Consider the following 26908-nt stretch of genomic DNA (forward strand, 5'->3'; position numbering starts at 1 on the left):
TACTCCTTCGACAACGGGTGACGGAAATGCCGCATCGCGGCCCTTGCACACATCATAGTTCGGGTCTACCATCGATAAAACCGTGTAAATATAAATGCTTAGCATCGAATTTTTAGATATGGAGTCCCCATGAGAGAACCGGGCCAGCCTTCGCTCGACCAGCTGCGCGTGTTTGTCGCCGTCATCGACGCGGGCGGTTTCGCCCATGCGGCGCGGCAGCTGCACCGCACGCAGTCGGTGATCAGCTACACCATCGCCAACCTGGAGGAACAGCTGAACGTGGTGCTGCTCGACCGCGGCAAGCGCAAGCCCACCCTGACGGATGCGGGCCGCGCCCTGCTGGCCGACGCGCGCGCCGTGGCCCTGAAGGTGGACGGCATGCGCGCGCGGGCCAAGGCCCTGGCGGGCGGGCTGGAAGCGGAAGTGTCGGTGGTGGTCGACGTGATGTTCCCCACCTGCGTGCTGGTGCGCGTGCTCGAGGCGTTCCAGGCGCAGTTTCCCACCGTCGCCCTGCGCTTGCGCATCGAGGCCATGGGCGCCGTGGCGCAGCTGGTGATGGATGGCAGCTGCCATATCGGCCTCGGCGGCTGGATGACGGCCACGGCCAGCGTCTTCGAGCGCCTGGCCGTCGGCCACGTGCGCCTGCTCCCCGTGGCCGCGCCCAGCCACGCGCTGGCGCAGCTGGCCGGCCCGATTCCGTCATCGCTGGCGCGCGAGCACGTGCAGCTGGTGCTCAGCGACCGCAGCGCCCTGACGGAAGGCCAGGATTTCGGCGTGCTGGGACTGCGCAACTGGCGCCTGGGCGACCTCGGTTCCAAGCACGCCCTGCTGCGCGCGGGCCTGGGCTGGGGCAACATGCCCGAAGCGATGGTGCGCGACGACCTGCAGGCGGGGCGCCTGGTGCACCTGCCGCTGGCGGTCGACAATGGCGAGAATTATCCCATCTACCTGATCCAGCGCGCCGACACGCCGCCGGGCCAGGCGGGCAAGTGGCTGACGGAGCGTTTTGCGGAGCAGCTGCCGCTGCTGGAACAAGTCTTTTAGATGCGCGCGCGGACGGGTATCATGCGCGCATACATTGATCAGTATCAAAAGGAAACACCATGGCCGGCATCGACGACTTCGTCAACAAGCAAAAACCTGGCGCGCGCTTCGTCATCACGGCGCAGATGCTGCGCATGACACCGCAGCAGTTCGACGCCGTGGCGCAGGAATGGATGGAAGACGGCGGCCCCGGCTTCGACGTGGCCGGCATCCCGCACCGTGTCGTCGTTGACGGGCAATTCTATATTTCCAGGCTCACCGTGGCGCGCCACGGCGAACCTGAATAAGGCCTAGTCCACGCCCAGCACGTGCAGGCGGCGGCGCAGGCGCGCCACTTCTTCCGACAGGTCGACCACCAGCGCGGCCAGTTCCGCGTTGGCGTCGAAGACGGATTCGATCTCGCGCAGGCGGCGCGCGCGCACCAGGTCCAGGCTGGTGAAGCGCCACGCCGTCAGCTGCCCCGGCGGCGGGCCATTTTGCAGCAGCACGCCCGTCTGCACATGCTGCACCACCCAGTCCGGCTCCACGGCGCAGGCGCGCGCCAGTTCTTCCAGGCTCAGGGCGGAATCCTCGAGCAGTACGCCGATTACGTTGTTGGTCATGATTTACGCTCCCAGCTTCTGGCGCGGATTGAAAGCCATCTCGCGCGCCATGGTTTCATACAGTTCGCGCGCCCTGGCGTCGTTCGCCGGCGGCAGCACCACTTCCAGCAGCAGGTACAGGTCGCCCGGCTGGGCGGCGGGAATGCCGCGCCCCTTCAGGCGCAGCTTGCGCCCCGTCTGCGAATTGGGCGGCACGGTGACGGCCACGGTGCCCGATGGCGTGGGCACGGCGATCTCGCCGCCCAGCGCCGCCTCCCATGGCGTGACGGGCACCGTCTCGAACACGTCGCGCCCTTCCACCTTGTAGCGCGGGTCGGGCTGGAAGCGGATTTCCAGATACAGGTCGCCGGCGGGCGCGCCGCCGCTGCCCGGATGGCCCTGGCCCTTCATGCGCAGCTGCTGGCCTTCCGTGACGCCTTTCGGGATCGTCACTTCCAGGGTGCGTTCGCGCGTGACGACGTGGCCCTGCGCATCGGCTTCCGGCACGCGCATGATGATGTGGCGCTTGGCGCCCTGGTAGCTGTCCTGCAAATCGATGGTGATGGCGGCGTGGCTGTCCTCGCCCTGCATCTGGAAAGTGCTGTTGGCGCGGCGCCGTCCGCCCACGTGGGCAAACAGGTCGGCAAAGAAGTCGCTGTCGTCGACGCCCGACGATTCGTAGCCCGAGCCCCAGTCCGGCGGCGGCCGGAAGGGCTGGCCCTGCGCACCCTGGTTGCGGCCCAGTTCATCGTAGGCGGCGCGCTTTTCCGGGTCGCCCAGCACGCCGTAGGCTTCATTCAGGGCCTTGGTGCGCTTGTCGGCGTCCGGTTCCTTGCTGACGTCGGGATGATATTTGCGTACCAGCTTGCGGTACGCCTTCTTGATTTCGGCCTCGGTCGCCGTCTTCTCGACGCCAAGTTCCTTGTAGTAGTCCTTGTATTCCACCGTGCTCGCTCCCCATGGTTGAACCGCCTGTGGGAAGAGTACACGAATTGCCGCAAACTTGCGCCGTGCTACGGAGCGGGGCAGCCGCCCCCGCCCCGGCACGCGCAAGGGGCATCAGTAGCGGCGCGGCGGCGCATCCGGCCCGCCATTGCCATGGTCGCGGCCGTTATCACGGCCATTATCGCGGCCATCGCCACGGCCCTTGCCGCGCACTTCGCGCGCCGAGGAAATGGCGTCGTTCATCGGCACCGTCCTGTAGCGGCCCGGCTGCAGCACGCGGCATTCGCCGCGATAACGGGCATCCTTGCACACTTCCCAGGTACCCGAGCGCACGATCACGCTCGACGTCTTGTCATTGAAACCCTGGCGCGACAGGTCGCTCGCATCGGAACGCAGGCTGAGGCTGCGGCCCTGGAAATTGGCATCCTGGAACAGGATCATTTCGCCGGCAAAGGCGGCCACCGGCGCGAGGAAAGCGACGGTGCAGAACAGGACAGGCCGGAAAGAGCGAAACATGGTGCCTCCGAGAGAAATGAACAGGGATGGGTAAAGGTCAGTGTAGTGGAAGCGGCGCAATTAGAAAGGCAATTCGCCTAGCGCACGCGGCGCACCGAGGAGATGCGGCGGTCCAGTCCTCCGTGCAGGCGGCCATAGCTGCCCGGCCCCATGACGACACAGCGGCCACGGAAGTTGGCGTCGACGCAGAATTCCCAGCGGCCGTAATTGACGACGATCGATTCGGCGCGGTCGTTGAAGCCGTAGCGGCTCAAGTCGCGCACTTCGCGGTCCAGGCGCACGGGCCGGCCGCGCATGCCCGCATCGGGGAACATCAGCACGGCGCCGTTCGCGTCGGGACGGTGGCCGCCGCCATGCCCGGGATAACCGGGATACGGGCGCTCCGGCTCCGGACGCGGAGGACGCGGCGGGTAAGGACGGTGGTCGCCGCCGCCATGGCCGGGACGGCCCACTTCGCGCACCGAGGAGATGGCATCGTTCATGCCCGGCATGCTGCTGTAGCGGCCTGGCTGCAAGGTGCGGCAGTTGCCGCGGTAATTGGCGTCCTTGCACACTTCCCACGTCCCCGAGCGCACGATGATGCTGGAGGTCTTGTCGTTAAAGCCCATGCGCGACAGGTCGCCAGCGTCGGAACGCAGCGTGACGGGACGGCCACGGAAACCGGCGTCCTCGAACAGGGTGATTTCGCCGGCAAACGCGCTGGCAGGGGCAAGTAAGGTGGCTGCGCACAACAGCGCGGGGCGGAAAGATCGAACCATGACAACTCCAATACGGATTACATTTTCGCCAGTGTAGACCAGGCGGCAGGCGGCGAGTGTAACAAAGGGCAAGCAAATGTCAGCACACGGCAGGGAATGTAAAAGCCGCCTGGCGGGATGCACCCGGCAGGCGGCCTGTCGGCAGGGCGTCAGGCGGGCATCAGCGCACGCGGCGCACCGAGGAGATCTGGTTTTCCATGCCATTCAGGCGGCCGTATTCGCCCGGCCCGATCACTTCGCAGCGGCCGCGGAAGTTCGAGTCGCTGCACACTTCCCACTGGCCCTCGTTGACGACGATGGACGAGGCGCGGTCGTTGAAGTTGAAGCGCACCAGGTCTTCCGCGTTGCGGTCCAGCGCCAGCGGTTCGCCGCGCATGCCCGCATCGGGGAACAGCACGATAGCCCCGCGCTGCTGGTACTGCGGCTGCTGGTATTGCGGATACTGCGGCTGCTGGTAGGGCTGCTCGTACTGCTGCTGGCGCCGCGCCTCGCGCTCGTCGACCATGCGCGCCGACGAAACGCGCCCATCGAGGCCGCGTCCCAGGTCGTCGTGGCGGCCAGGGCCGAAAATGCGGCAGGTGCCGTTGTAGTTCGAATCGCTGCACAGCTGCCAGTAGCCGTTGTAGATGACGATGCTGGTGGTGCGGTCATTGAAGCCGATGTTGACGAAATCGTCCGTGTCGCGGTTCAGGCGCGCCGAGCCGCCGTTCTGGCCCGCGCCCGAATACACTTCCAGGGTCGAGCCGCGGCCGTAGCCGCCGTTGCCGCGATCGGGATCGCGTCCCGGGCGCCCGGGATTGTAGCCATCGCCGCGGCCCGATTCGCGCACCGAGGTGATGGCGTCGTTCATGCCCGGCAGCGAGCGGTACTCGCCCGGTCCCAGGGTGCGGCAATTGCCGCGAAAGCCGGAATCCGTGCACACGTCCCACGTTCCCGAGCGCACCATGATGCTCGACGCCTTGTCGTTGAAGCCCAGGCGCGACAGGTCGTCCGTCGTTTCGCGCAGGGTCACCGCGCGGCCACGGAAATTATCATCCTCGAACAGGGTGATTTCGCCCGCATGGGCGGCCGCATGCGCCCCCAGGGAAAGCAGCAGGGTCGCCGCGCATGCCAGCGCGTGTTTGAAAGGGCCCGTCATGATTTACTCCATTCTTCATTCTTTGGTGATGATTTGCCTGGCCAGGACGCCAGGGTGCCATTGTAACAAGCGCCAGCCTGCGCAAAAAGCTCAATACAGGCGGCGCAGCGAGGAAATGCGCTTTTCCAGCGTCGTGCCCAGGGTTTCATACTTGCCCGGTCCCATGCGCTCGCAACTGCCGTTGAACTGCGAATCCGTGCACACTTCCCACGTGCCTTCGTTGATGACCATGGAGGAAGCCTGGTCGTTGAAGTTCAGGTGCACCAGGTCGCTGACATCGCGGTTCACCTGCAGCCCGGGGCCATTCAGGAAGGCGCGGCCGTACAGCACCACCAGTCCCTCGTTATTTTGCGGACGGTTTTCCTCGCGCGGATCGACCATGCGCGCCGACGACACGCGCCCGTTCAAGCCGCCCAGGTCACCGTGGCTGCCCGGCCCGAAGACGCGGCAGTTGCCGCGGTAGTTGGAATCGCTGCACAGCTGCCAGTAGCCGTATTCGATGCGCGCGCTGCTGGCGCGGTCGTTGAAGCCGATGTCGACCAGGTCGTCGCGGTCCGAATTCACGCCCGCCGACGCGCCGCGCTGGCCGCCGTCGGCAAACAGCTCCAGCGCCGCGCGCCGTCCACCGCTGCCGCTGCCGCTACCGCTGCTGCTGCCGCCGCCAAGTTCGCGCACGGAGGAAATCTGGTCGTTCATGCCCGGCAGCGAACGGTACTCGCCCGGTGCCAGGGTCTTGCAGTCGCCCTTGAAGTCGGAATGCGTGCACACGTCCCAGGTGCCCGATTCAACCTTGATGCTCGACGCGGCGTCGTTGAAATTGACGCGCGACAGGTCGTCCGTCGTGTCGCGCAAGACCACCACGCGTCCCTTGAAATTATCGTCGGTGTACAGGCGGATTTCGCCGGCCTGCGCGGCGAGGTGGACAAACAGCGAACTGGCGCACAGCAGGGCGAAGGCGAACGGGCGATTCATGGGGTGGTCTCCGGTGGCGGTAACGATAAGTGATCGACATGACAACTGCTGTCAGTGTAGCCATCCGCACAAAAAACGGTGTAACAAAGTATGCGAAAAGCACAATAAATTGTTACCAAAAGCAATAACAGGCCCCCGTGGGAGCCTGTTGGCGTCACTTGCCGCGCCGCGCGCGGCGTCAGCGCACTTCGCGCACCGAGGAAATACGGTTGCTCATGCGTTCCAGGCTGGCATAGTCACCGGGGCCCAGCGTGCGGCAGCGGCCGCGGAAACGGACGTCCTCGCACACTTCCCAGTAGCCCGACCGCACGCGCACGCTCTGCACCGTGTCGTTGAAATCGCGCTCGCGCAAATCGGCTGAACTGTTGCGCACGGTCAAGCTGCGGCCGGCGAAATCGTCGCGCGTGTAAAAAGTCAGTTCGCCGCCCAGCGCGCGGCCAGGCAGGTAGCCCCGCTCGCGGTCGCGGCGGCCGTCCCATTCCCGCTCGCGCTCCCAGTCGCGGTCGCGGTCATGGCCGGGATAGCTGCCGTCCCGGCCGCCGCGCACTTCGCGCAGCGACGTGATCCGGTTGGCGTGGCCGTCGAGCGACGGATACTCCCCCGCCTCAAGCAGGAAGCAGGCGCCGCGAAAGTCCGCTTCCTCGCACGCTTCCCAGAGGCCCGAGCGCACGCGAATGCTCTGCGTCGTGTCATTGAAGCGCACGTCCTCCAGGTCGGGGATGGCGTCGCGCACGGTGTGCGAGCGGCCGAGATAATCGTCGCGCGAATACAGGGTCAGTTCGCCGGCGGCGGCCAGTTCGGCCGTCAGGGCGGCGCCCAGCAGCAGGGCGCACCTCAGTGTGTGTGTCAACATGGTCATGCTCCATAGTCAGGGTGATGCGGTATGACTATTTGGTCATCTTGCCAAATAGAGCACGCAGTCTAGCCGCGCTCGTCACTATTAGCTGTAACAAATGATTACTGCGCAGGAAGTGCCGCGCGGACAAGCGCGGCGAATGCCAGTAGAATCTTGTCTTTAGTCAAGCTTGCCGCCCATGCCACACACTACCTCGTTCACCCTGCCCGCCATCCGCAATGAAGTGTCCTCGCTGTGGAAGCTGGCCTGGCCCATCCTGATCGGCCAGCTGGCCACCGTCGGCATGGGCGCGGCCGACGTGGCCATGACGGGGCATACGAATCCCGAGGAGCTGGCGGCCGTGTCGCTGGGCGCGGCCATCTGGTCCATCGTGCTCGTCACCGTGAGCGGCATCATGATGGCGATCAATACCCTCGTGGCGCATGAAATCGGCGCCGCGCGCCACGACCAGGTGCCGCACATCGTGCGCCAGTCGCTGTGGAAGGCGCTGCTCGTCGGCCTCGTCGCCTGCCTGCTGACGAACATGGCGGCGCTGGTGTTCGACCACCTGATGCTCGAGCCGGCGGTCGCCGCCAAGGCCAAGCTCTTCGTGCACATCATCAGCTGCGCCCTGCCGCCGTTCGCCGCCTACCGCGCGCTGTACGGCTACAGCACCAGCATCAACCAGACCAAGCCCGTGATGGTCATCGCGCTGGCCGCGCTGGCGCTGAATATCTTCGTCAACTACCTGCTGATCTACGGCCACTGGGGCATGCCGAAGCTGGGCGGCGTGGGCTGCGCCGTCGCCACCACCTGCTGCGTGTGGATGATGCTGCTGGCCATGCTGGCGTGGATCAGGATCGCGCCTGCCTACCACGCCACGTATCCGTTCACGCACTGGGAAGGGCCGCAGATGGCCTCCATCGGCCCCATGCTGCGCCTGGGCCTGCCCATCGGCGTGACGTACTTTGCCGAGGTGAGCGCCTTTGGCGTCATCAGCCTGCTGGTGGCGCGCTTCGGCGTGATCCAGGTGTCGGCGCACCAGATCGCCCTGAATTTCTCGTCCGTCGTCTTCATGGTGCCGCTCACTTTCGGCATCGCGCTGGTCACGCGCGTGGGCCACGCCGTGGGCGAAGCCAACCTGCGCCGCGCGCGCTTCATTTCCTGGGTGGGCGTGGCCATGTCGCTGACGGCGGCCATCGTCTCGGCCACCCTGATCACCGTCTTCCGCCACCAGATCGCGCAAGCCTACACGTCCGACCCGCAGGTGCAGGCCCTATGCGCGCAGCTGCTGCTGTTCGCCGCCCTGTTCCAGCTGTCCGACGCCACGCAGGTGGCGACGTCCTGCGCCATCCGCGGCTACAAGGTGACGCGCCAGCCGATGCTGATCCAGCTGCTGGCCTTCTGGGGCTTCTCGCTGCCCATCGGCTACGTGCTGGGCCTGGCGCCGCAAGGCTTCATCTGGTCGCCGGCCGAGCCGATGGCCGCCGCCGGCTTCTGGATCGGCCTGGTGACGGGCCTGACGGTGGCGGCCGTGCTGCTGACCTGGTATCTGAACCGCCTGTCGCTGCAGCGCCTGCGCGCCGCCTGAGACCAGGAGCACCCCATGCCGCAACAACGCCCCTTCCGGCAAGTCGATGTCTTCAGCAGCGCGCCCTTCATGGGCAACCCGCTGGCCGTGGTGCTCGACGCCGATGGCCTCGGCGACGCGCAGATGCAGGCCATCGCGCGCTGGACGGGGCTGTCGGAAACCACCTTCGTGCTGGCGCCGCGCGACCCGGCCGCCGACTACCGCGTGCGCATTTTCTCGCCCGAGACGGAATTCCCGTTCGCCGGCCACCCTACCCTGGGCACGGCCCATGCCCTGCTCGACGCGGGCATGCAGCCCAAGGGGGCGCGCATCATGCAGGAATGCGGCGTCGGCCTGGTGCAGATCGAGCGGCAGGCCGGCGGCGTGCTGGCGTTCCAGGCGCCGCCCGGCGCCGCGCGCCCGCTCGACCCTGCGCTGCTGCCGCTGCTGCAGGCAGCGCTGGGCGGCACGCCGGCCACCGCCGGTAGCGTCGTCGAGATGGGCATCCGCTGGCTGTGCGTGCCGCTGGCCAGCGCCGCCGCCTGCCTGGCCGTCTATGCCGACATCGTGGCGCTGACGGCATTGCTGGCCGCATCGCGGGCCGATGGACTGGCGCTGTACGGCGCCCACGGGGCGGGCGGACCGGCCGACTACGAAGTGCGCGCCCTGCTCAGCGAACATGGCGCGCTGGTGGAAGACCCCGTCACGGGCAGCGCCAACGCCTGCATCGCGCAACTGCTGGCGGGCGCCGACTACCGCGTGCGCCAGGGCACCTGTTTGCAGCGCGATGGCCGCGTGTCCGTGACTTTCCGCGCTGGCCAGGCCTGGATAGGCGGCGCGTGCGTGACGGTCGTCGAAGGATCGATATTGGCCTGAATGGGGCAAAGCGCCATGGAATGGGCGGCTGCTGGACATTTTTGACGAAGGAAATACGGCCATGAACGGTTTATTCCGTGGCCGGGGCTATCGCATAAACAGGCACGCTCTGGTATCGTCTTACGCTTAGGCAACGCTCAAGCTCGCCTGTACATGCAGTGCCCTTCTTCTTCCAACTACCGAGACATCCATGCGTTTTATTCTTTGTTTCCTGGCCGCGATGGCCAGCGTTCCCGCATCGGCTGAAAAGCTGACCCTGGAACGCATCCACGCCGATCCGGCGCTGGCCGGCCCCGGCGTGCGCAACCTGAAGGTCTCGCCCGACGGCGAGCGCGTCACCTTCCTGCGCGGCCGCGCCGACAACCAGTTCCAGCTCGACCTGTGGGAATTCAAGCTGAAGGACAAGAGCACGCACCGCCTGGTCGATTCCAAGGCGCTGGTGCCGAATGAAACCATCTCGCCCGAAGAACAGGCGCGCCGCGAACGCGAGCGCACGGCCAGCCTGAACGGCATTCTCAGCTACAGCTGGTCGCCGGACGGCAAGCAGCTGCTGGTGCCGCTGGCCGGCAACCTGTACCTGGTCGACGCGGCCCGCCCGGACCAGGCGCGCCTGGTCGCCAAGGGCAATGTGCTGGACCCGAAGATCTCGCCGAAAGGCCGCTACGTGTCGTTTGTGCGCGATCAAAACATCTATGTGATCGACCTCAAGACCAACAAGGAACGCCAGCTGACCACCGATGGCAAGGGCACCATCCATAACGGCGAAGCCGAATTCGTCGCGCAGGAAGAAATGGGCCAGCGCACGGGCTACTACTGGGCGCCCGACGATTCCGCCATCGCCTACAAACGCTATGACGAAGCCCCCGTGCCCGTCGCGCGCCGCTTCGAAATCTTCGCCGACCGCACCGACGTCGTCGAGCAGCGCTACCCTGCCGCGGGCGACCCGAACGTGCTGGTGCAGCTGCTGATCGTCTCGCCGGAAACGGGCGCGCAGCGCCAGGTGGACCTGGGCACGAACCCGGACATCTACCTGGTGCGCGCCGACTGGAGCGCGGACGGCAAGGCGCTCGTCTACCAGCGCCAGTCGCGCGACCAGAAGACCCTCGACCTGGTCGCCGTCGATGCCGCTACCTTGGCGCAGCGCACCCTGCTGACGGAAACGTCGGCAACCTGGGTCAGCATCCATGACGACCTGCGCTTCCTGGCCAACGGCACCTTCCTGTGGTCGTCCGAGCGCACGGGCCGCAACCACCTGTACCTGTACGACATGGGCGGCAAGCTGCTGCACCCGGTCACGTCCGGCGAATGGGGCATCGACAGTGTGCTGGCCGTGAACCAGAAGACGGGCAAGGTGTTTGTTTCCTCGAACCGCGACGCCGTCATTGACAAACAGACCTACGCCCTGTCCATCGACGGCAGTACGGCCGACAAGCCGCAGCGCGTGACGAAAGCGGACGGCTGGCATGACACGAACTTTGCCAGCAATGGCGAAGTCTTCGTCGACACGTTTTCCGACCCGGCCACGCCGCCGCAGGTGAGCATCCGCCGTCCGGACGGCGCCATGGTGGGCTGGCTGGAAGAAAATGCGCTGAACGCCGGCCACCCGTACTTCAAGTACAAGGCCGACCACCTGCCAACCGAGTACGGCACCCTGAAAGCCAACGACGGCCAGACCCTGTACTACTCCATCGTCAAGCCGTCGAACTTCGACGCGGCCAAGCGCTATCCCGTCTACCTGTCGACCTACGGCGGCCCGCACTCGCAGCACGTGGCCCGCCGCTGGGGCAACAACTTCGACCAGTACATGGCACAGCAGGGTTTCGTCGTCTTCCGCCTCGATAACCGGGGTTCCTCGCGCCGCGAGCGCGCCTTCACGGACGCCATCTACCACAACCTGGGCGCGGCGGAAGTGGCCGACCAGCTGGTGGGCATCGAGTGGCTGGGCAAGCAGAGCTTCGTCGATGCGAAACGCATCGGCGTGTTCGGCTGGAGCTATGGCGGCTTCATGACCCTGCGTCTGCTGTCGGCCGCATCCGACAAGATCGCCATGGGCGTGTCGGTGGCGCCCGTGACCGACTGGTCGCTGTACGACACCCATTACACGGAGCAATTCCTCGGCATGCCGAAGGAAAACGTCGACGGCTACAAGGCCAGCACCGTGTTCGCCCACCTCGACGGCCTGAAGTCGCCGCTGCTGCTGGTGCACGGCATGGCCGACGACAACGTCCTGTTCAGCAACAGCACGCGCCTGATCGACGCGCTGGTGAACCGCGGCGTGCAGTTCGACCTGATGACGTATCCGGGCGCCAAGCACGGCATCTCGTCGCGCGCGGGCCAGCGCCACGTGTACCGGAAAATCGAGCTGTTCTTCAAGCAGAACCTGATGAAGCCGGCACAGTAAGTTTGCGCTGCATCAAATAAAAAACCGCCGCCTGTCTCGCGACAGGCGGCGGTTTTTACATTCCTGCTGCCAGAATTAAGGCTTGCGCGTGATGGTCTCTACTGCGTCCTTCACATCGCCAACCTTCTTCTGCACTTTGCCTTCGACCTGGTTGGCCAGGCCCTTGGCTTGCTGTTCTTCGCTGCCGACGACCTTGCCAGCGGCTTCCTGGATTTTACCGCCGACTTCCTTCAGTTTACCTTCGACTTGATCTTTGTTCATGATGGATCCTCACTGTAGTTGGTACATCTGTTGTCCTGCCCCGAAGGGCCGGTACTGCGGCTCACACGCTGCTTGTTGCGTGTCGATGTATCCATAGTACGCAGCGGGGATCAAAGGCTCTGTACGGTTCCTAACACAGTGTCAACATCGTCCATCAGGCCGCCAAATCCTTGCGCCAGACGGTGGCCAGCCATGGCTGCTGCTCGCGCGGCAGGCCCGGCGGACGGTAGTACTGCTCGACCAGGGTAAAGCCGGCCGCCTGCACGTAGGCGGCCCAGCGCGCCTCGTCGTGGTAGCTGCCGTAGCGCGCGCCGTTCCAGCCTTCCTCGTTCTGCCCGCGCGGATTCGAACTGAACAGCACGCCGCCCGGTTTCAAACAGGCGCACAGGGCGCGCAAGACGCCGGGCAAGGCGGCGCTGGGCACGTGGAACAGCACGGCATTGGCGAACACGCCGTCGAAGTGCGCGGCGGGCAGGTCGAGGTCGACGAAATCCTGCTGCCACACGGTGCAGCCGCTGTAGGCGCGCGCCATCTCGACAAAGCGGGGGCAGCCATCGACGCCCGTGGCGTGGTGGCCCATGGCCGTGAACGCCTTCAGGTCGCGGCCGGGGCCGCAGCCCAGGTCGAGAATCGCCAAAGGCGCCGGCTGGCCGATGGCGTTCAGCAGCGCGCTAATGTTCTGGCTGACGTCGTGGTCGCGCGTGCCCGCGAAAAACTGCTCGGCGCTGGCGTCGTAATGGGCCAGGGTGCGGCTCGTGATGGCGTGCAACTGGTCTTGCTGGTCTGGCGGGGTCGGCTTCATGGCGCTCCAATCGGTAATCCCGCCATTTTACGGTGCCGGCGCCGTACGCGCCGGCAGACCAATGACTACCAGACGCGCACGCGCTGTTCCGGCGCCAGATACAGCTGCTGGCCCGGCTGGACGTCGAAGGCCGGGTACCAGGCGTCGAGGTTGCGCACGGTGGCGGCGCGGTATTGCGCAGGCGCATGGCCGTCCGTGAGGATCTGCTGGCGCGCCGCCGCCTCGCGCGCCTTGCTGCGCCAGCTGACGCCGTAGCCGATGAAGAACGCGCGGTCCGCGTCCGCCTGCGCCGGCTTGCCCTGCTGCGACAGGGTGAACGCGTCGTGCGCGGCCGCCACGCCGGCCAGGTCGGCCAGGTTTTCGCTCAGGGTCAGCTGGCCATTCACGGCCAGGTCGGGGAACGGTCGATACGCGGAGAACTGCGCCACCAATTGCCTGGACGCAGCCTGGAAATGCGCCAGGTCGGCCGGCGTCCACCAGTCGCGCAACTTGCCCTGGGCGTCGAACTGCGCGCCCTGGTCGTCGAAACTGTGGCTGATCTCGTGGCCGATGGTGGCGCCGATGCCGCCATAGTTGGCCGCGTCCGACGCCTGCGGATCGAAGAACGGCGGCTGCAGGATGGCGGCGGGGAAATTCAACGCGTTTTGCAGGGGCAGGTTGACGGCATTGACCAGCTGCGCCGGCATGGCCCAGGCCTTGCGGTCGGGTGCCTGGCGCAGCTTGGCCAGTTCCTGCCGGTAGTGGAACTGTTCCGCCCGCTGCGCATTGCCCAGCGCATCGCCGCGCACCACGCGCAAGCCCGCATAGTCTTCCCAGCGCTCCGGATAGCCCACGCCCACGTACAGGGTCTTGAGCTTTTCCTGCGCCTGCGCCTTGGTCTGCGGCGCCATCCAGTCGAGCTTGTCGATGCGGCGCGAGAAGGCGGCGACGATGTTCGTCACCATCTCCTGCACGCGGGCTTTCGATTCCGGCGGGAAATAGCGCTCCACGTACAGCTGGCCGACGGCGTCGCTGAGGGCCTCGTTCGTCGCCGCCAGCGCCCGCTTGCTGCGCGGCGACTGCTGCGGCGTGCCGCTCAAGGTCTGGCCATAGAAGGCAAAGCGCTGAGCGGCCGCCGCTTTCGGCAAGGTGGTGCTGAAATGGTTGATGGCGTGGAAGGCGAGGAAATCCTTCCACGTGGCCAGCGGCACGCTCGCCGCCAGCGCCGCGCTGCCCCGCATGGCCGTCGGATGCCAGACGATGAAATCCTGCTGCGCGCCCAGCCCCGCCGCCTGGAAGAAGGCGCTCCAGTCCAGCCCCGGCGCCTTGCTGGCGAAGTCGGCCGCGCGCCACGCGTTATTGCCCTTGGCGACGTCGGCGGAATCCTCGCGGCTGGCGTGGCTCGCGGCAATTTGTTGTTCCAGCGCAAACACGCGCGCGGCGCGGGCGGGCGCATCGCCGTAGCCGGCCAGGGCCAGCATGGCGGCGATATGCGCCTGGTAGCCCGTGCGCAAGCCCTGCATGCGCGCACTGCCATCCTCGTAGAAGGCGCGGTCGGGCAAGCCCAGCCCGCCCTGCAGCAAATAGGCCACGTTGCGCGTGGTGTCGTTCAAGTCTTGCGCCACCCACAGGCCGAACAGGTTTTCCGTATGAAAATTGGTGGAATTGAGCGGATCGACGTCGGCACGCAAGCTCTCGCCCAGCGCCCGCGCCAGCCCGGCCCGGTCGTGCACGGCATCGATTTTCTTCAGCAGCGGCTTGATCGGTGCCCAGCCTTTCGCTTCGATAGCCGCTTCGTCCATATACGTACGATAAAAATCGCTGACCTGGCGCGCGCCAGCGCTCGCCTGTTGCGTGGCGGACAAGCCCTCGATCAGGGCAATGATGCGCTCGTTGGTGGCGTTGGCCAGCATGGCGAATGAACCCCAGCTGCTGCGGTCGGCGGGAATCTGCGTGCTGCGCATCCAGTCGCCATTCACGTAGTCGTAAAAGTCGTCGCCGGGCAAGACGTTCGCCGGGATGGCGGCGGGAGTGGAAGCCGTCCCATCCTGGCCGTGCGCCTGGGCAGGCAGGCTGGCCAGGGTAGCGCCGGCCAGGACGAGGGCGATGGCAGCCTGGACTGGCGTTTGGCGCCAGGAAAAACGCAAACCGTGCATGGTGATCCTTTCAATGGAATAGCCAAAATCATAGCCTGTTTCCCGTGCAAACAGCGTGCGTGATCTTTTTTGCATGGGAACAAAAAATCGGCATATAGTTTCACGACCCCACACCGTGCCGCGCCAACGCCAAGGAGATTGCCATGCAACTGGACGCGCTGTTCCAGCATCCCCATGCCCTGCCTGCCGCCCCGAAGATCGTCGACGAACTGGTGCGCAGTTTCGACAACCCCGCCATTTCCACGGAAGACATCGCCCGCCAGCTGGGCGCGGACCCGGCCCTCAGCGCCAAGCTGCTGCGCCTGGCCAATTCCGCCTATTACCACGTCTCGCGCAGCATCGGCACGGTGGAAGACGCGGTGCTGATGCTGGGCTTCGTGACCGTGCGCACGCTCGTCATCAGTTCGGGCCTGGTCAGCGGCTTCAAGACCGTGCCAGGCCTGAATCTGCCCCAGTTCTGGCGCTACAGCCTGCACACTGCCGTGTCCGCCCGCTGGATCGCCAGGCAGACGGGCGACAACCAGGAGCTGGCCTTCACCATCGGCATGATGCATGCCATCGGGCAACTGGTGATCCATGCGGCCATGCCCGAGCAAGCCATGCAGCTCGACAAGATCGCGCCCCCGCTCGACGCCCGCCGCCTGGACGCGGAGCGGGTATCGCTGGGCTATGACTATGCGCAGGTGGGCGCCGAACTGGCACGGCGCTGGAAATTCCCGCCCGCGTTTGCCGACGCCATCGCCGCCTTTCCCGATCCGCTGGCAAGTCCGCCATTGAACCGCCTGGCCGCCATCGTCCACCTGGCCGCCTGGCGCGCGCGCATCGAGGAAAATGCGCTGAGCAATGAAGAAATCATCGCCTGCTATCCCGGCGACGTGGCCGAGGCGCTGGGCCTGCCACCGTCCGTGCTGGTGGACAGGATGCCGCCGCCCGCCGAACTGGCCGCGGGACTGGAAGAACTTGTCAAATAATGCCCTCGCCCGCCGCCATCGCTCCCTGGCGCCCCGCCATCCATGCGGCCTGGCGGGCGATGCCGGCGGACTTCTGAAAATAAGCCAAATTATTTTCATTTATTTTCAAAAACACCCTCAAGTTCCCCGTGAACCTGCCGTTAATCTGGACAAGCGGTAATCCATTCACTAGTTACGGGTGTGCTCATGACCTCCAACGACGTTCTCTCGATGTACGAAAATATTGCAGGAATGACCAGCAAAATGGTCGTGGCCGCACGTGCGAGTGACTGGGATGGCTTGAACACGCTGGAGAACCAGTGCGCCAGCGCCGCCAGCCCCACCTTGCCGGGCAACGTCCCCGCCCTGGCCGGCGCCGCGCGCCAGCGCAAGATCGACCTTCTCAAGCAGATCCTGGCGAATGACCGTGAAATCCGCACCATCACGGAACCGTGGATGGCGCAGATGGCCAGCGTCATGCCCGCTTCGCGCGCCAGCATGTAAGATTCAAGGCAGATTGCCGCAGCAGAAAACACAAAAGCACCCGCGGGTGCTTTTTTTATGTCTGCCGCCATGATCCTGTCGCGCGTCTTTGTTGCTGTTCGCGGCGTCCAGGAAATGGAGAGAGGGAATATGGAAGGCGAACCCCAGGTATCTCCTGGCGTCGCCTCGCTGCCGGTTGCATCCGGCGTCCGCGAGCACATCGTTGGCATCGCAGACCGCTTCCAGCCCCAGGCGTTTATGCAACGCTACACCTGTTTGCCGCGCCACACTATCGTTGGTGACTGCGCCAGGCAGGGACTGTTTTGTCGTAGAGCAAGTCCACTGAATTGATTATAAAGCCAGTTTTGAAAAATAGGCAACACCCTCGGCAGACATTTCCCTGTCTTTTTTCAATATCTTTTTTTATATCAAACCTGGCGGCGGACCTTAGCGCGAAAACGGCTCCGGTTCCGCCTCGTCCGCTGCCGCTTCGCCCGCCGTTTCCGTCAGGACTGGCGGCACCTGCTTGCGGCGGAACGGCTTGCGCAGCAGGACCCAGTATTTCGACGGCGCCGCCGGCGCTCCCGCTTCCTTGCGCTTGCGCAAGACATACACGATGGCTGCCGTCAGCAGCAGGAAAGCCAGGGTGCCCAGTCCCAGCCACAGCATGCCATGACCGTCCGCTTTCTTCCCGGCCGCTGGCGCCGCCAGGGGCTTGGGCTTGGCATGGGGCGGCCCGGCCACGGCAGGTGCGGCCACAGGCAAGGCGGCCGTGGCGGGCTGGTCCAGCGCTTTTTGCAGGGCGCCGATCTTGCCTTCCAGTTCGCCCAGCTTGTCGTTCAGGGCCGCGTTTTTCTCGTCCAGGGCCAGGCAGGCCTCGGCCTGGGCCGCATCGGCCTGCGGCGCACAGGCGGCCACGGGCGCGGCGGGACGGCGCAAGGGCGGCGGACGCGCGGCCACGGGCGGGCGCATGTCGGGGGCGGCAGGCTTGGGCGCGGCGGCCGGCGCAAGGAACACGGCAGGCGGTCGCAGCATGCCTTCGGCGCGGGCGCGGGCCGCCAGGGCCGCCGCGTCGGGCGGCGCCGCGGCCGGCGCTGCCGGCGATACGGATGCAGGCAAGGGCTTGACGGGCGCAATCGCGGCGGCCGCCGGCGGCGCCGGCGTCAGCCACAGGGTAGCCAGGCGCACGATGGCGCCATTGCCATTGCCCAATAATAAATACAGATGCACATGGCCCGCCTGGATCGCCTGCTGGGTGCTCACGCGCACGTAGCGGCGCCCGCCCCGCTCGAGCGGCGCGATGGCCAGCCCCTGCAGCGCCGGGTCCATGGCGATGCCGCCGCCCCGGTACACATCGGGCGAGGCCAGGCGCACGGCCACGCCGCTGGCTTCCTCGGGCGCCAGGGCCGTCAGCTCGATCTCGGCCAGCAGGGGCTGGCCCACGTGCGACAGCACGGCCAGCTCGCCCAGTTCGGCCGCCATCACGGGCGGCAAGGCCAGGCCGGCGGCGGCGCACGCGATCAGGGTCCAACGGGGAAAGACGCTACTAGGCATGGACTGATCGCTTTGATAACAGGATAAATAAACGGGACTCGCCCCACTTTAACGGCAGGAAATCGGGGAAATGTAGAGCTACCCAGGTAAAAATGATGCAATACAGCATCGTCCTGTGCCTTTTTGGCGTCTGGAGTACACTCGATCCACCTCCATCGATGAAAGGGATGCCATGAGTAGCAGAATCGAACGCGACAGTTTCGGCCCGATCGACGTACCCGCCGACCGGCTATGGGGAGCGCAGACGCAGCGCTCGCTTGAGCACTTCCATATCTCCACGGAAAAGATGCCGCCCGAACTGATCGCCGCCCTGGCCACCGTCAAGCGCGCGGCCGCCCACGTCAACCTGGACCTGGGACTACTGGATGGCAAGAAAGCCATCGCCATCACGCAGGCGGCCGACGAAGTGCTGGCCGGCAAGCATGCGGGGGAATTCCCGCTGGCCGTCTGGCAGACGGGGTCTGGCACGCAAAGCAATATGAACATGAACGAAGTGCTGGCCAACCGCGGCTCCGAGCTGATCGGTGGTTTGCGGGGCGCCGAGCGCCTGCTGCACCCGAACGACGACGTCAACCTGGGCCAGTCCTCGAACGACATCTTTCCTACCGCCATCCACGTGGCGGCTGCCCTGGCCGTCGCCAACACCGTCCTGCCGCCGCTGCGCCAGCTGCGCGCCACGCTCGATGCAAAAGCCACGGAATTTGCCGACATCGTCAAGATCGGCCGCACCCACCTGCAGGACGCGACGCCGCTGACCCTGGGCCAGGAATTTTCCGGCTACGCGGCGCAGCTGGAGTTTGCCGAGCACATCATCACGGCCTCCTTGCCGCCGCTGCTGCAGCTGGCGGCCGGCGGCACGGCCGTGGGCACGGGCTTGAATGCCCACGTGGAATTTGCGGGCCGCATTGCGGCGGAACTGGCGCGCCTGACGGGCCAGCCGTTCGAAACGGCCAGCAACAAGTTTGCCGCGCTGGCCGCCCACGATGCGCTGGTGGCCGCGCATGGCGCGCTGAAAACCCTGGCCACGGCCCTCATGAAGATCGCCAACGACGTGCGCTGGATGGCGTCCGGCCCCCGCTCCGGCCTCGGTGAAATCACCATCCCTGAAAACGAACCGGGCAGCTCCATCATGCCGGGCAAGGTCAACCCGACCCAGTGCGAAGCGCTGACCATGCTGTGCTGCCAGGTGTTCGGCAACGACGTGGCCATCACGGTGGGCGGCGCCTCGGGCAATTTCGAGCTGAATGTCTTCAAGCCCCTGATCGCGCACAACTTCCTGCAAAGCGCGCGCCTGCTGGGCGACGGCATGCGCAGCTTCGACGAGCATTGCGCGCACGGCATCGCGCCAAACCGTGGTCGCATCGCCGAATTGATGGAGCGCTCCCTGATGCTGGTCACGGCCCTGGCGCCGCACATCGGCTACGACAAGGCGGCGCAAATCGCCAAACAGGCCCAGCATGAAGGCACGACCCTGAAGGAAGCGGCCCTGGCCTTGGGCTTTGTTACTGAAGAGCAATTCAACGCGTGGATCGTGCCCCTGGAGATGACACGGCCCAACAAAAGCTGAGGCTCTGCCTGCATCCCGGATGGCTTCATGTAAACTAACAACTTGGTTGACGCCGTCATCAAGTGTTTAAAACACATCATTGCAATAAGGGATACAATGCAAAAAGTAAGCTTTGATTTAACATCCGAGTTCGTCGAGCTGAACCAGCTGCTGAAGCTGGTCGGCCTGTGCGACAGCGGTGGCGCAGGCAAGGTCATGGTCGATAGCGGCGTGGTGAAGGTCGATGGCAAGAAGGAATTGCGCAAGACCGCCAAGATCCGCGCCGGCCAGGTCGTCAGCGTGGGCGATATCCGCATCACGGTCGTCGGCCCTGTTTGATCCCCGCATGGGGCGCGCAAGCGGCCCCATGCGTCCAGCCAGCCGCCCTGCCACTCCGGCTGCCTGCGTCTGGCGGCAACACGTCGCTCGCGAGAGAACTATCGATTGTGGAAGGGAAGCGCCATGGACCATCCCGAACAAGGTACGCGCAGCCAGGAGCGCCTGATCGGCGACTTGCGCCAGGTCATAGAAAATGCGGAGGAATTGCTCCGCAACACGGACAAATATACGAGCAGCCTGTACCAGAGCGCGCGCGCCAGGCTGCAACTGGCCCTCGTCGCGGCCACGGCCGAGCTCGCCCGCTTCGAGGAAGAACAGGTCACGCGCATGATGGACGCCACCCTGGCCGCGAATGCCCTGCACCAGGACCAGACGGGCGAAGCGCGCTTGCTGCGCGCCTTCGATTAGCCGGGCAGCTGCTCCACCAGCAGTGCCTGCGCCAGCCACCGTCCCAGCTGGCCGCCCAGGTCGAAATTCTCATCGTGCTCGAAAGCCGCATCGAGCGCGGCACCGAACGTCTTGCCTTGCTGCAGCGCCAGCAAGGCCGCATGCGCAGCCTCATCCAATTCCAGCACGTGCGCCTTCCAGCGGGGACGGCAGATGGCAGCATGGCTGGCCACCTGCATGTCTTGCGGAAACCTGCCCTGCCCCTCGCCTGCCTGGTGCGCCTGCCACAGGGCCGTCACCCGCCAGCGCGATGCCAGCAGGCGGCAGGCCGGATGCAGCCGCCAGCGGCTCTCTTCCAGCTGCTGCGGATGCAGGGCCGCCAGCGCCCCGGGCGCCACGCCCTGCGCATCGGGCGCGTAATGGGCCAGGTGCACGGCCCACTCCAGGCGCGCCATGTCCGGCAGGTAGGGCAGCTCGGCCACATGGGGAAAATCAGCGAGAAAATCGGCGAAACGGGCGCCAAACTGGTTCAAGTCGGGGCTATCTGACGGATATTGGCGCCCATACGCGCGCGCCAGGCCGCCGAAGAACTCGTCTCCCACCAGCGCCAGCACGACGGGATAGGCATGGCCCAGGGTGCGGCGCCAGGTGGCACTCATATTGCCGCGATACAGAGCAAAACGCTGCGGCACGGCCGCTCCCGCGAACGGTGGCAGGGCCGCCGCCGCATCCAGCAAGGCCGTGGCAAACGCTTGCTGGCCGGCCCCCAGCGCATCGACCGGCGCGGCAGCAACGACGGGCGGCGCCGCCAGCACCGTCCCCCGCCATGGCGCCTGCGGCGCGTGCCGCGCCAGCACGGCTTGCGCCTTGTCCGCCTCGCCCAGCAGGACATCGAGGGCGGGCAAGTCCGTATCCCATTCGATCAGGGTGGGAATAGCGCCAAAGCGCCGCACGGCAGCCGCGTACAAGTCCCAGACGGGATCGGCCACGGTGGCGCCGTGGTGGTCGACCACGGCGTGCGGCGTGAGCAGATGCCCGCCCAGGTGCAGCTCGCCCACGCTGCCGGGCGCGATCGCCTGCAGCGCGGCCAGGGCATCTTCCCCGTGGTTGCACTGGTTCACGTACAGGTTATTGATATCGAGCAAAATGCCGCAGCCGCTGCGGCGTGACAGCTCGGCCAGGAATTGCGCCTCGCTCATGGCATCGTCGCGAAAACGCAGGTAAGTGGAGACATTCTCCAGCAAGATCGGCCTTTTCAGCACGTCCTGCACCCGTCCCACGCGGGCGCACAGCAAGTCCAGGGCGACGCCATCCAGGGCCAGCGGCAGCAGGTCGTTGAGTTGCTGTTGCGCCACGGCGCCCCAGCTCAGGTGTTCCGATACCAAGACCGGCTCGATGCGCTCCACCAGCGCGCGCACGCGCTGCAAATGCGGCTCGGAAAAACCCCGCGCCGAGCCCAGGCCCAGGCCGACCCCATGCAGGCTGATGGGGTAATCCCGGCGCAGGGACTGCAACACATGCCAGTCCCAGCCCGATGGCTGCAGATAATTTTCGGTATGCACTTCCAGCCAGCCTACCGGAGGCCGGCGCGCGAGGAAATCGCGGTAATGCAAGGCGCGCAGGCCGACGCCCGCGCCAGCGAGCGCAGGAGACGGCATGGCGTTGCTGTGTGAAATGCTTATGGCTGCGTGGCTGGCTTGGCGCCCTTGGCCGGCTTGACGGGCTTGAGCGAACCGCCCGCCTGGGTGCACGTGCCCTTGGCAACATAGGCCCATTCCGTGGGCAGCTTATCCGTGGCCGCCTGGCCCGCGCAGGAGTGCGCGCCATCGGACGAGGCACAGTCGTTCTGCCCCGCCTTGGCGACACCGAAACATTTTTCCTTGTCGCCCGGCGCGGGGCCGTCGTGCGCAGCCACGCTGACGGTGGTGCTGGCGCAGATGCCTGCCAGGGCGGCGGCGACGAGAGCTTGACGTTTATTCATGGACTATCCTCTAGCGTGGTCGGGGAAATCGGGGCGCCCTGGCGACGGTATCGGCTGCCAGGTAGCACTGGCCATCATTCTACTGAATCGGCTGCCCCGTGGCGAGTATTGCTGCATGGACGCGCCCGCATGGCGCGCGGCAAGCCGTCGGCAGCGGCCAGAACCATCGCGGCTGAGGTCGGCGAACAATAAAGTGACATACAAAGCAGCAAAGCCTGACGCGAGGGGCCCTTGCGGCGATGTTTCCAGGAAACGCCGTTCTCGGACCACAGCAGCCAGTCAAAAGCACCTGACCTTGCGTCCTTCGCTTGACTCTTGGATGCATTCATTGTGTAATCACAACGAACCATCAGCCCAGCACAATTTTTTATGACACTACACAACAGAATCGCCGTCTTTCGTGCAGAACGTGGCATGTCGCGGCGGGAGCTGGCCGAAGCAGTCGGTGTCAACAACCAGACCATCGGGTATCTGGAGCGGGGAGACTACAAACCCAGCCTGGAATTGGCGATGAAGATCGCCCGGCATTTCGGAGTCAGCGTTGAGATGCTTTTCTCTTTCCACCGCTTCGAATCGATCGCCATGACTTTAAAGAGGACAGGAGAAGACGAGTGAGCGCCAAACGTAAAACGTTAATGCAGGGCATGGATGCATTGGTCTGGTGGAGCGGCACCTCCGACAAGGTTAGCCACGACATGTCCGCCGATGCCGATGAGCGGCAACGCCTGCCCATGCGGTGGCTGCCGCTGCTTCCCATGGCATTTGCGGCAGGACTACTCTACACCGCAGTCAGCTTCCCCGTGTCCCGCATGGCATATGGCATTGCCGTTCCAATGATGGCGGTGGCTTCGGCCATAGCCATCAACGGCCCCCTGGGCAAGCCATCAATAGATGACGATGAACGGGAAGCCGCATTGCGTAAGAATGCGTTCTTCTTCTGCACAGCTTGCCTAGCCTTCGTCAATATCGTAGCGGGGCCTATCCTGCTGCTGAGCTCAGCGCTGCAGGGATGGACCGTCGAACGCAGCGCCGGCGCCGCCTTTGCCCTTTTCATGGCAAATATGACGTGCTTCGTCAGTCTTCCCACACTTTATGCCAGCTGGAAGTTGCCCAGGCAGCCCGAGAGCGAATCCTAATCGCCACTTGAACTTGCGCTACGGGGCGGTATCTGACGACGAGGGCAAGTGGCCAAAAGCGGAAGTTCACGACGTTATTGAAGTGCAGTTTAAGGTTGCCCTATGATTAGTAAAATTAGTAAAGAAAGCGCTCCGGCAGCATGGGCCACACTGATGTATGAACTTGACGATGCGCGGGAACACTTGACCACGCTCATATCGGCGATGCGTAGCGACGCTGACTACGATGAGGTGAATCTGCGCATTGACCTCGGCCATGTGTTTGCGCACTTGAACAGGGCTTGGCATCTGCGTGATTTGACGGAAGACCTCGATCAAGAGCAATGGCAGCGCGCCAGCCAATTTCCCAAGGACTTAGACCCGATATAGTGCGTGGACGATCGGCTGGGTGCGGCCTATTGGGTTGAATAAGTCGAGCAGCAACAATTTCGGAAGGTCTCAGAACGCCAATCAATCGATGATCGTTCAATAGCGGCGGCTCTGGCCAGTCCAGGCAGGCAGGATTTCTATCTAAGTGTCAACGTAGCCGCGTTTTTCAACGCAACAGGACGAAAACGATCGGCCGCGACTTTCAGCACTGCCGGCACGTCGAATCAAACATTCGTCCACAGCACATGCATGGCCGCGCCGCCGGCGTCCGCCGCCGGGACAGACTCCTGGGGAATGGCGCAGGGAAAACGAAAAAGGGGGATGGCGGCATCAAAAAAACAGTCAGCCGCCCACGCGCCACCGTCGCAAACGGTGGTCGGACATGGCGGGCGCCACGGTGGCGCCGCGCGACGACGCTCAGGCCGTCGTATTGATGCGGTTGCCCAGGTGGGCCGGCAGGTTCGCCGACGACTGCACCGGCGGCAAGGCTTCCAGCAAGGCGTTCGCGGTGGAACTCTGGATATCCTGGGCTTTCTTCAGGACGGTCAAGCCGACGGCTTGCCGCGTGCCTGTCTCCGCCATCGTGGTTGACAGTTGAGCAATGCTTCCGACGTCCATACGTTTCTCCAATGAGGGTCTACCCTTGTTAACGGATGGCGCAGGCAAACCTTTAGGCTTATTTTTCCAGCCGCTGCAGCAGCCATTCCAGCACCCGTTCGCGCGCATTCAAGTCCAGCCACTGCACGCCGTCGCGCAAACCGGCCGGCGCGGGGCTGTCGGAGGCCACGGCGATCACGTGCGGGTCATGCGGATACAGGGGTTCCTGCCCCACTGCCGGGCGGAATATTTCCAGTTTCGGTATCGGGTCCGTCTTGAAGCCTTCCACCAGGGTCAGGTCTGCCGGCCCCATGCGTGACAACTGCTGCGCCAGGCTGGGCTCTGGCGCGCCGCGCAATTCGTGCACGATGGCAAAGCGGTAAGGCGACGCCACCAGCACTTCCGCCGCGCCCGCCAGGCGCAGGCGGGCACTGTCCTTGTGCGGCGGCTCCAGCGCCAGGTCATGGTGGCTGTGCTTGACCAGGTTGACGCGCAAGCCGCGCGCCGCCAATTCCTTCACCACAAATTCCAGCAGGGTCGTCTTGCCGCTGCCGGACCGGCCAATCACGCCCAGGACGGGGTGCATGGGCATTGCATCGTGCATGGTCATTCCTTGAGTGAGTATGGCCCATTATACGCAGCCCCTCTCCCAGGCATGGCACGACGGCAGCGCCCGGCTTCCACCGGGCGCGCACAGGTCAAGCATTTCCGCATTGCACCAGCGGGCCGTCCCCTTGCCCCGCGCGGCACGGCACGGCACGGCAAGACGTTCCCGCCAGCCGGCCCTGCGCGCCACCGTCAGCCCCCTCCTTCGCCATCGGGCGCCGCGCCGCCCGCCCCCCTGTCCGCCGCCAGGGCATGCGGCGGGTCCTGCACCTCGTCCTTGCCGCGACGGCGCCGTCCGCCCGGCTGGCGCACCGTCTTGCCATTGGCCGCCAGCGCATTCCTCGCCGTGCGGGCCAGCTGCCGGTGCGCGGCGATCGCGCCCGCCTCGGCATCGGACATGGCCGGCACGGCGCCGCCGTCCGCCTGCGCCGCCACGCCGTCCAGCATGCTGGCGGACGCCGGCATGGCGAACTCGCGGTGGCGCACCTCGGCGTCCCATTGGACGCGCTGGGCCTGCACGCTGGCGGGCACGGCGGGCGCAGCGCGGGGCAGCGCCAGGTTCAGCACGTCGCCCAGGCCGCTGGCGGCCGCCACGCGCGCGCCCATGTCGGGCAAGCTGCCGTCGGCGGCGCGGCAAAAGCGCTGCAGGATGGTCTTGATGATGGAGGTGTGATCGTAGACCTGGTGGCTGACGCTGCCGGCGGCGATCAGCGGCGAGACGAGCAGCATGGGCACGCGCACGCCGTACTGGCGGAAGGCGGGGTCGTCGTCGATGGCGGCGGGCGGCGGCACATGGTCGAAAAAGCCCCCGTGCTCGTCATAGCTGAGGATGAACAGGGTGCGCTGCCAGGCCGGCCCACGCGCCAGCGCCTGGTACACCTGCGCCACCAGCGCCTGCCCGGCACGGATATCGGCGGGCGGATGGTCGTCATTGACAAAGAAATGCGGATCGATCCAGCTGACGGAGGGCAAGGTGCCCGCCAGCGCATCGCCGATGAAGCCATAGCGGCGCTCGCTGGAGCCGAAGGGCTCGTAAAACTCGGACGAGCGGTAGTGGTCGTCCGTCAGGGCCAGGCTCCACGGCTTCCAGGCGGAATAGAATTTCCAGCTGACCTGGCTGCGCTCGAGCTGGCGCACGAACGATTTGTTCGCATACATGGGCACGCGCTTGCTGTCATGGCTGCCGGCCGCCCTGCCGCTGATGGCATACAGGCGGTTCGGCCAGGTGGCGCCCGGCACGGAGCTGTAGCAGCGGTCGCAGACGCAGAACTGCTGCGCCAGGAAATCGTACATGGGCAGGTCGGCCCCGTTGTAATAGCCCATCACGAGGCCGGGATCGGGGTCGCCCGGATGCGTTTGCGCATAATCGTCGACGAAGCCGCCGTTATTGTTTTGCAATTGCTGCGCCACCGACATACCCGTGTGCGACGGGTCCTGCTGCGTGCCGAAGGCCGTGCGCTGCAAATGGTGCACGGGATAGCGCACGCCCGCATGCTCGTTGGCATGGCTGGCGCGCAAGCCATCGATGTCGCGCCGCCCCCCTTCCAGGCTCAGGTAGCCGAGCATATGGTCGAACGAGCGGTTCTCCATCATCAGCACGACGATGTGATCGATATGCGCCAGGTTTCCAGGCAGCTGGCCAGCAGATTCAGCAGTAGTCATGGGCATTCCCCCTGCCGCGCGCACAGGCGTGGCTACCCTGGTTCGACCAGGCGCTGCCAGTATCGTTCAGCTAGCGGCACCTGGCTTTGATATGCGACAACTCAGTACGGCACGCGGTAGCGGTAGCCCTTGAAACTGAAGATGGCGCCCTTCGGCTGCAGTTTTTCCAGCACGAGACCGGGCGCCAGCTCCTCGCCCTCGTGGCGCAGGACTTTGTCGATCAGCAATAAACGGTCGGCCGGATTCTTCGAATAGATATAGCCGCCGATGGCGACGGCGGGAATCTGCCGCTGTATGGGCTCGGGCAAGTCGCGCATGGCGGGCACGGTTTCCTCGGCCGCTGGAGCCGATGCCGGGGCCGCGACCGGCGGCGCGGCGACCGGGACAGGTGCCGGGGCGGCGGGCGGCGCCTGGCCGGGCGACTCTTGCGGCGGTTCCGCTACGGGCCGGGCATGGTGCACGGG

Annotated in this window: 31 protein-coding genes; 13 read left to right on the forward strand and 18 right to left on the reverse strand. The window is 65.5% G+C overall.

Annotation, left to right across the window (positions count from 1 at the left end; translation table 11 throughout):
- The first annotated feature begins 129 nt into the window (after positions 1 to 129).
- The gene (locus AC07VL_RS19100) at positions 130 to 1044 is read left to right on the forward strand and encodes a LysR family transcriptional regulator (protein ID WP_494807229.1); all 915 of its coding nucleotides are present in this window, start codon (positions 130 to 132) and stop codon (positions 1042 to 1044) included.
- A 59-nt stretch (positions 1045 to 1103) separates the two neighbouring features.
- Positions 1104 to 1331, forward strand: coding sequence for a hypothetical protein (locus tag AC07VL_RS19105; RefSeq protein WP_290606369.1), 228 nt, complete (start codon positions 1104 to 1106; stop codon positions 1329 to 1331).
- 3 nt (positions 1332 to 1334) lie between these two features.
- On the opposite strand, the gene AC07VL_RS19110 is transcribed toward AC07VL_RS19105, so the two are convergent.
- From AC07VL_RS19110 to AC07VL_RS19140, 7 genes are all read right to left on the reverse strand, one after another.
- On the reverse strand, positions 1335 to 1646 hold the full coding sequence (locus tag AC07VL_RS19110) for a chaperone modulator CbpM (RefSeq protein WP_290606367.1): 312 nt from the start codon (positions 1644 to 1646) through the stop codon (positions 1335 to 1337).
- A gap of 3 nt (positions 1647 to 1649) precedes the next feature.
- The gene (locus tag AC07VL_RS19115; protein WP_494807230.1) at positions 1650 to 2570 is read right to left on the reverse strand and encodes a DnaJ C-terminal domain-containing protein; all 921 of its coding nucleotides are present in this window, start codon (positions 2568 to 2570) and stop codon (positions 1650 to 1652) included.
- Between the two features lie 114 nt (positions 2571 to 2684).
- Positions 2685 to 3086, reverse strand: a complete 402-nt coding sequence (locus tag AC07VL_RS19120; RefSeq protein ID WP_494807231.1) for a beta/gamma crystallin-related protein — start codon at positions 3084 to 3086, stop codon at positions 2685 to 2687.
- 77 nt (positions 3087 to 3163) lie between these two features.
- Positions 3164 to 3844: a beta/gamma crystallin-related protein gene (locus AC07VL_RS19125; protein WP_494807232.1), complete on the reverse strand. Its 681-nt coding sequence runs from the start codon at positions 3842 to 3844 to the stop codon at positions 3164 to 3166.
- Positions 3845 to 4004: 160 nt separating this feature from the next.
- On the reverse strand, positions 4005 to 4982 hold the full coding sequence (locus tag AC07VL_RS19130) for a beta/gamma crystallin family protein (RefSeq protein ID WP_494807233.1): 978 nt from the start codon (positions 4980 to 4982) through the stop codon (positions 4005 to 4007).
- 90 nt (positions 4983 to 5072) lie between these two features.
- On the reverse strand, positions 5073 to 5954 hold the full coding sequence (locus AC07VL_RS19135) for a beta/gamma crystallin-related protein (protein ID WP_494807234.1): 882 nt from the start codon (positions 5952 to 5954) through the stop codon (positions 5073 to 5075).
- A gap of 178 nt (positions 5955 to 6132) precedes the next feature.
- Positions 6133 to 6807 carry a beta/gamma crystallin family protein gene (locus AC07VL_RS19140; protein WP_494807235.1) on the reverse strand — a complete coding sequence of 225 codons (675 nt, stop codon included), beginning with the start codon at positions 6805 to 6807 and terminating at the stop codon, positions 6133 to 6135.
- A gap of 181 nt (positions 6808 to 6988) precedes the next feature.
- Here AC07VL_RS19140 and AC07VL_RS19145 point away from each other — a divergent pair, with 181 nt between their 5' ends.
- The 3 genes from AC07VL_RS19145 (at position 6989) to AC07VL_RS19155 (ending at position 11636) form a co-directional block, all read left to right on the forward strand.
- Positions 6989 to 8380 (forward strand): MATE family efflux transporter, encoded by a 1392-nt coding sequence (locus tag AC07VL_RS19145; RefSeq protein WP_494807236.1) that lies wholly within the window; start codon positions 6989 to 6991, stop codon positions 8378 to 8380.
- A 15-nt stretch (positions 8381 to 8395) separates the two neighbouring features.
- The gene (locus AC07VL_RS19150; RefSeq protein ID WP_494807237.1) at positions 8396 to 9235 is read left to right on the forward strand and encodes a PhzF family phenazine biosynthesis protein; all 840 of its coding nucleotides are present in this window, start codon (positions 8396 to 8398) and stop codon (positions 9233 to 9235) included.
- A gap of 190 nt (positions 9236 to 9425) precedes the next feature.
- Positions 9426 to 11636 (forward strand): S9 family peptidase, encoded by a 2211-nt coding sequence (locus AC07VL_RS19155; RefSeq protein ID WP_494807238.1) that lies wholly within the window; start codon positions 9426 to 9428, stop codon positions 11634 to 11636.
- Between the two features lie 75 nt (positions 11637 to 11711).
- Here AC07VL_RS19155 and AC07VL_RS19160 read toward each other — a convergent pair whose 3' ends face one another.
- The 3 genes from AC07VL_RS19160 to AC07VL_RS19170 all read right to left on the reverse strand — a co-directional run bounded on the left by AC07VL_RS19160 (position 11712) and on the right by AC07VL_RS19170 (position 14834).
- Positions 11712 to 11897 carry a CsbD family protein gene (locus tag AC07VL_RS19160; protein ID WP_116743435.1) on the reverse strand — a complete coding sequence of 62 codons (186 nt, stop codon included), beginning with the start codon at positions 11895 to 11897 and terminating at the stop codon, positions 11712 to 11714.
- Positions 11898 to 12051: 154 nt separating this feature from the next.
- On the reverse strand, positions 12052 to 12699 hold the full coding sequence (locus tag AC07VL_RS19165) for a class I SAM-dependent methyltransferase (protein WP_494807239.1): 648 nt from the start codon (positions 12697 to 12699) through the stop codon (positions 12052 to 12054).
- A gap of 65 nt (positions 12700 to 12764) precedes the next feature.
- Complete coding sequence (locus tag AC07VL_RS19170; RefSeq protein WP_494807240.1) at positions 12765 to 14834, reverse strand: M13 family metallopeptidase; 2070 nt, start codon at positions 14832 to 14834, stop codon at positions 12765 to 12767.
- 143 nt (positions 14835 to 14977) lie between these two features.
- Between AC07VL_RS19170 and AC07VL_RS19175 the strand changes: the two genes are divergently transcribed.
- Complete coding sequence (locus AC07VL_RS19175) at positions 14978 to 15805, forward strand: HDOD domain-containing protein (RefSeq protein ID WP_494807241.1); 828 nt, start codon at positions 14978 to 14980, stop codon at positions 15803 to 15805.
- On the opposite strand, the gene AC07VL_RS19180 is transcribed toward AC07VL_RS19175, so the two are convergent.
- Positions 15798 to 15920: a hypothetical protein gene (locus AC07VL_RS19180; RefSeq protein ID WP_494807242.1), complete on the reverse strand. Its 123-nt coding sequence runs from the start codon at positions 15918 to 15920 to the stop codon at positions 15798 to 15800. The genes AC07VL_RS19175 and AC07VL_RS19180 overlap by 8 nt on opposite strands.
- Before the next feature lie 95 nt (positions 15921 to 16015).
- On the opposite strand from AC07VL_RS19180, the gene AC07VL_RS19185 reads away from it, so the two are divergent.
- Positions 16016 to 16288, forward strand: coding sequence for a flagellar protein FliT (locus AC07VL_RS19185; RefSeq protein ID WP_494807257.1), 273 nt, complete (start codon positions 16016 to 16018; stop codon positions 16286 to 16288).
- Between the two features lie 426 nt (positions 16289 to 16714).
- Here the strand turns inward: AC07VL_RS19185 and AC07VL_RS19190 are convergent, their stop codons facing one another.
- Positions 16715 to 17821, reverse strand: a complete 1107-nt coding sequence (locus AC07VL_RS19190; protein WP_494807243.1) for a type IV pilus assembly protein FimV — start codon at positions 17819 to 17821, stop codon at positions 16715 to 16717.
- Between the two features lie 172 nt (positions 17822 to 17993).
- Between AC07VL_RS19190 and fumC the strand changes: the two genes are divergently transcribed.
- From fumC to AC07VL_RS19205, 3 genes are all read left to right on the forward strand, one after another.
- Positions 17994 to 19388, forward strand: coding sequence for a class II fumarate hydratase (fumC, locus tag AC07VL_RS19195; protein WP_494807244.1), 1395 nt, complete (start codon positions 17994 to 17996; stop codon positions 19386 to 19388).
- Between the two features lie 96 nt (positions 19389 to 19484).
- Positions 19485 to 19706, forward strand: a complete 222-nt coding sequence (locus tag AC07VL_RS19200; protein WP_092798343.1) for an RNA-binding S4 domain-containing protein — start codon at positions 19485 to 19487, stop codon at positions 19704 to 19706.
- Between the two features lie 123 nt (positions 19707 to 19829).
- Entirely contained in the window at positions 19830 to 20114 is a 285-nt protein-coding gene (locus AC07VL_RS19205) for a hypothetical protein (protein ID WP_494807245.1), read from the forward strand.
- Here AC07VL_RS19205 and bufB read toward each other — a convergent pair.
- Together bufB and AC07VL_RS19215 are read right to left on the reverse strand one after the other, a co-directional pair.
- Positions 20111 to 21751: an MNIO family bufferin maturase gene (bufB, locus tag AC07VL_RS19210; protein WP_494807246.1), complete on the reverse strand. Its 1641-nt coding sequence runs from the start codon at positions 21749 to 21751 to the stop codon at positions 20111 to 20113. The two genes, AC07VL_RS19205 and bufB, sit on opposite strands and share 4 nt — an antisense overlap.
- Positions 21752 to 21771: 20 nt before the next feature.
- Positions 21772 to 22074 (reverse strand): BufA1 family periplasmic bufferin-type metallophore, encoded by a 303-nt coding sequence (locus AC07VL_RS19215; protein WP_494807247.1) that lies wholly within the window; start codon positions 22072 to 22074, stop codon positions 21772 to 21774.
- Positions 22075 to 22443: 369 nt separating this feature from the next.
- On the opposite strand from AC07VL_RS19215, the gene AC07VL_RS19220 reads away from it, so the two are divergent.
- The 3 genes from AC07VL_RS19220 to AC07VL_RS19230 all read left to right on the forward strand — a co-directional run bounded on the left by AC07VL_RS19220 (position 22444) and on the right by AC07VL_RS19230 (position 23579).
- On the forward strand, positions 22444 to 22689 hold the full coding sequence (locus AC07VL_RS19220) for a helix-turn-helix transcriptional regulator (RefSeq protein WP_494807248.1): 246 nt from the start codon (positions 22444 to 22446) through the stop codon (positions 22687 to 22689).
- On the forward strand, positions 22686 to 23210 hold the full coding sequence (locus tag AC07VL_RS19225; protein ID WP_494807249.1) for a hypothetical protein: 525 nt from the start codon (positions 22686 to 22688) through the stop codon (positions 23208 to 23210). Before AC07VL_RS19220 ends, AC07VL_RS19225 begins: the two co-directional genes overlap by 4 nt.
- A 102-nt stretch (positions 23211 to 23312) precedes the next feature.
- Complete coding sequence (locus AC07VL_RS19230) at positions 23313 to 23579, forward strand: hypothetical protein (RefSeq protein ID WP_494807250.1); 267 nt, start codon at positions 23313 to 23315, stop codon at positions 23577 to 23579.
- 417 nt (positions 23580 to 23996) lie between these two features.
- On the opposite strand, the gene AC07VL_RS19235 is transcribed toward AC07VL_RS19230, so the two are convergent.
- From AC07VL_RS19235 to AC07VL_RS19250, 4 genes are all read right to left on the reverse strand, one after another.
- Positions 23997 to 24197, reverse strand: a complete 201-nt coding sequence (locus AC07VL_RS19235) for a YjfB family protein (RefSeq protein ID WP_092798340.1) — start codon at positions 24195 to 24197, stop codon at positions 23997 to 23999.
- Positions 24198 to 24255: 58 nt separating this feature from the next.
- On the reverse strand, positions 24256 to 24780 hold the full coding sequence (mobB, locus tag AC07VL_RS19240) for a molybdopterin-guanine dinucleotide biosynthesis protein B (RefSeq protein ID WP_290608364.1): 525 nt from the start codon (positions 24778 to 24780) through the stop codon (positions 24256 to 24258).
- Between the two features lie 194 nt (positions 24781 to 24974).
- On the reverse strand, positions 24975 to 26444 hold the full coding sequence (locus AC07VL_RS19245) for an alkaline phosphatase family protein (RefSeq protein WP_494807251.1): 1470 nt from the start codon (positions 26442 to 26444) through the stop codon (positions 24975 to 24977).
- A 101-nt stretch (positions 26445 to 26545) separates the two neighbouring features.
- A partial coding sequence (locus AC07VL_RS19250; RefSeq protein WP_494807252.1) for a general secretion pathway protein GspB occupies positions 26546 to 26908 on the reverse strand: 363 nt, incomplete at its 5' end.

The organism is Janthinobacterium sp. GW821-FHT03C08 (genome assembly GCF_059420905.1).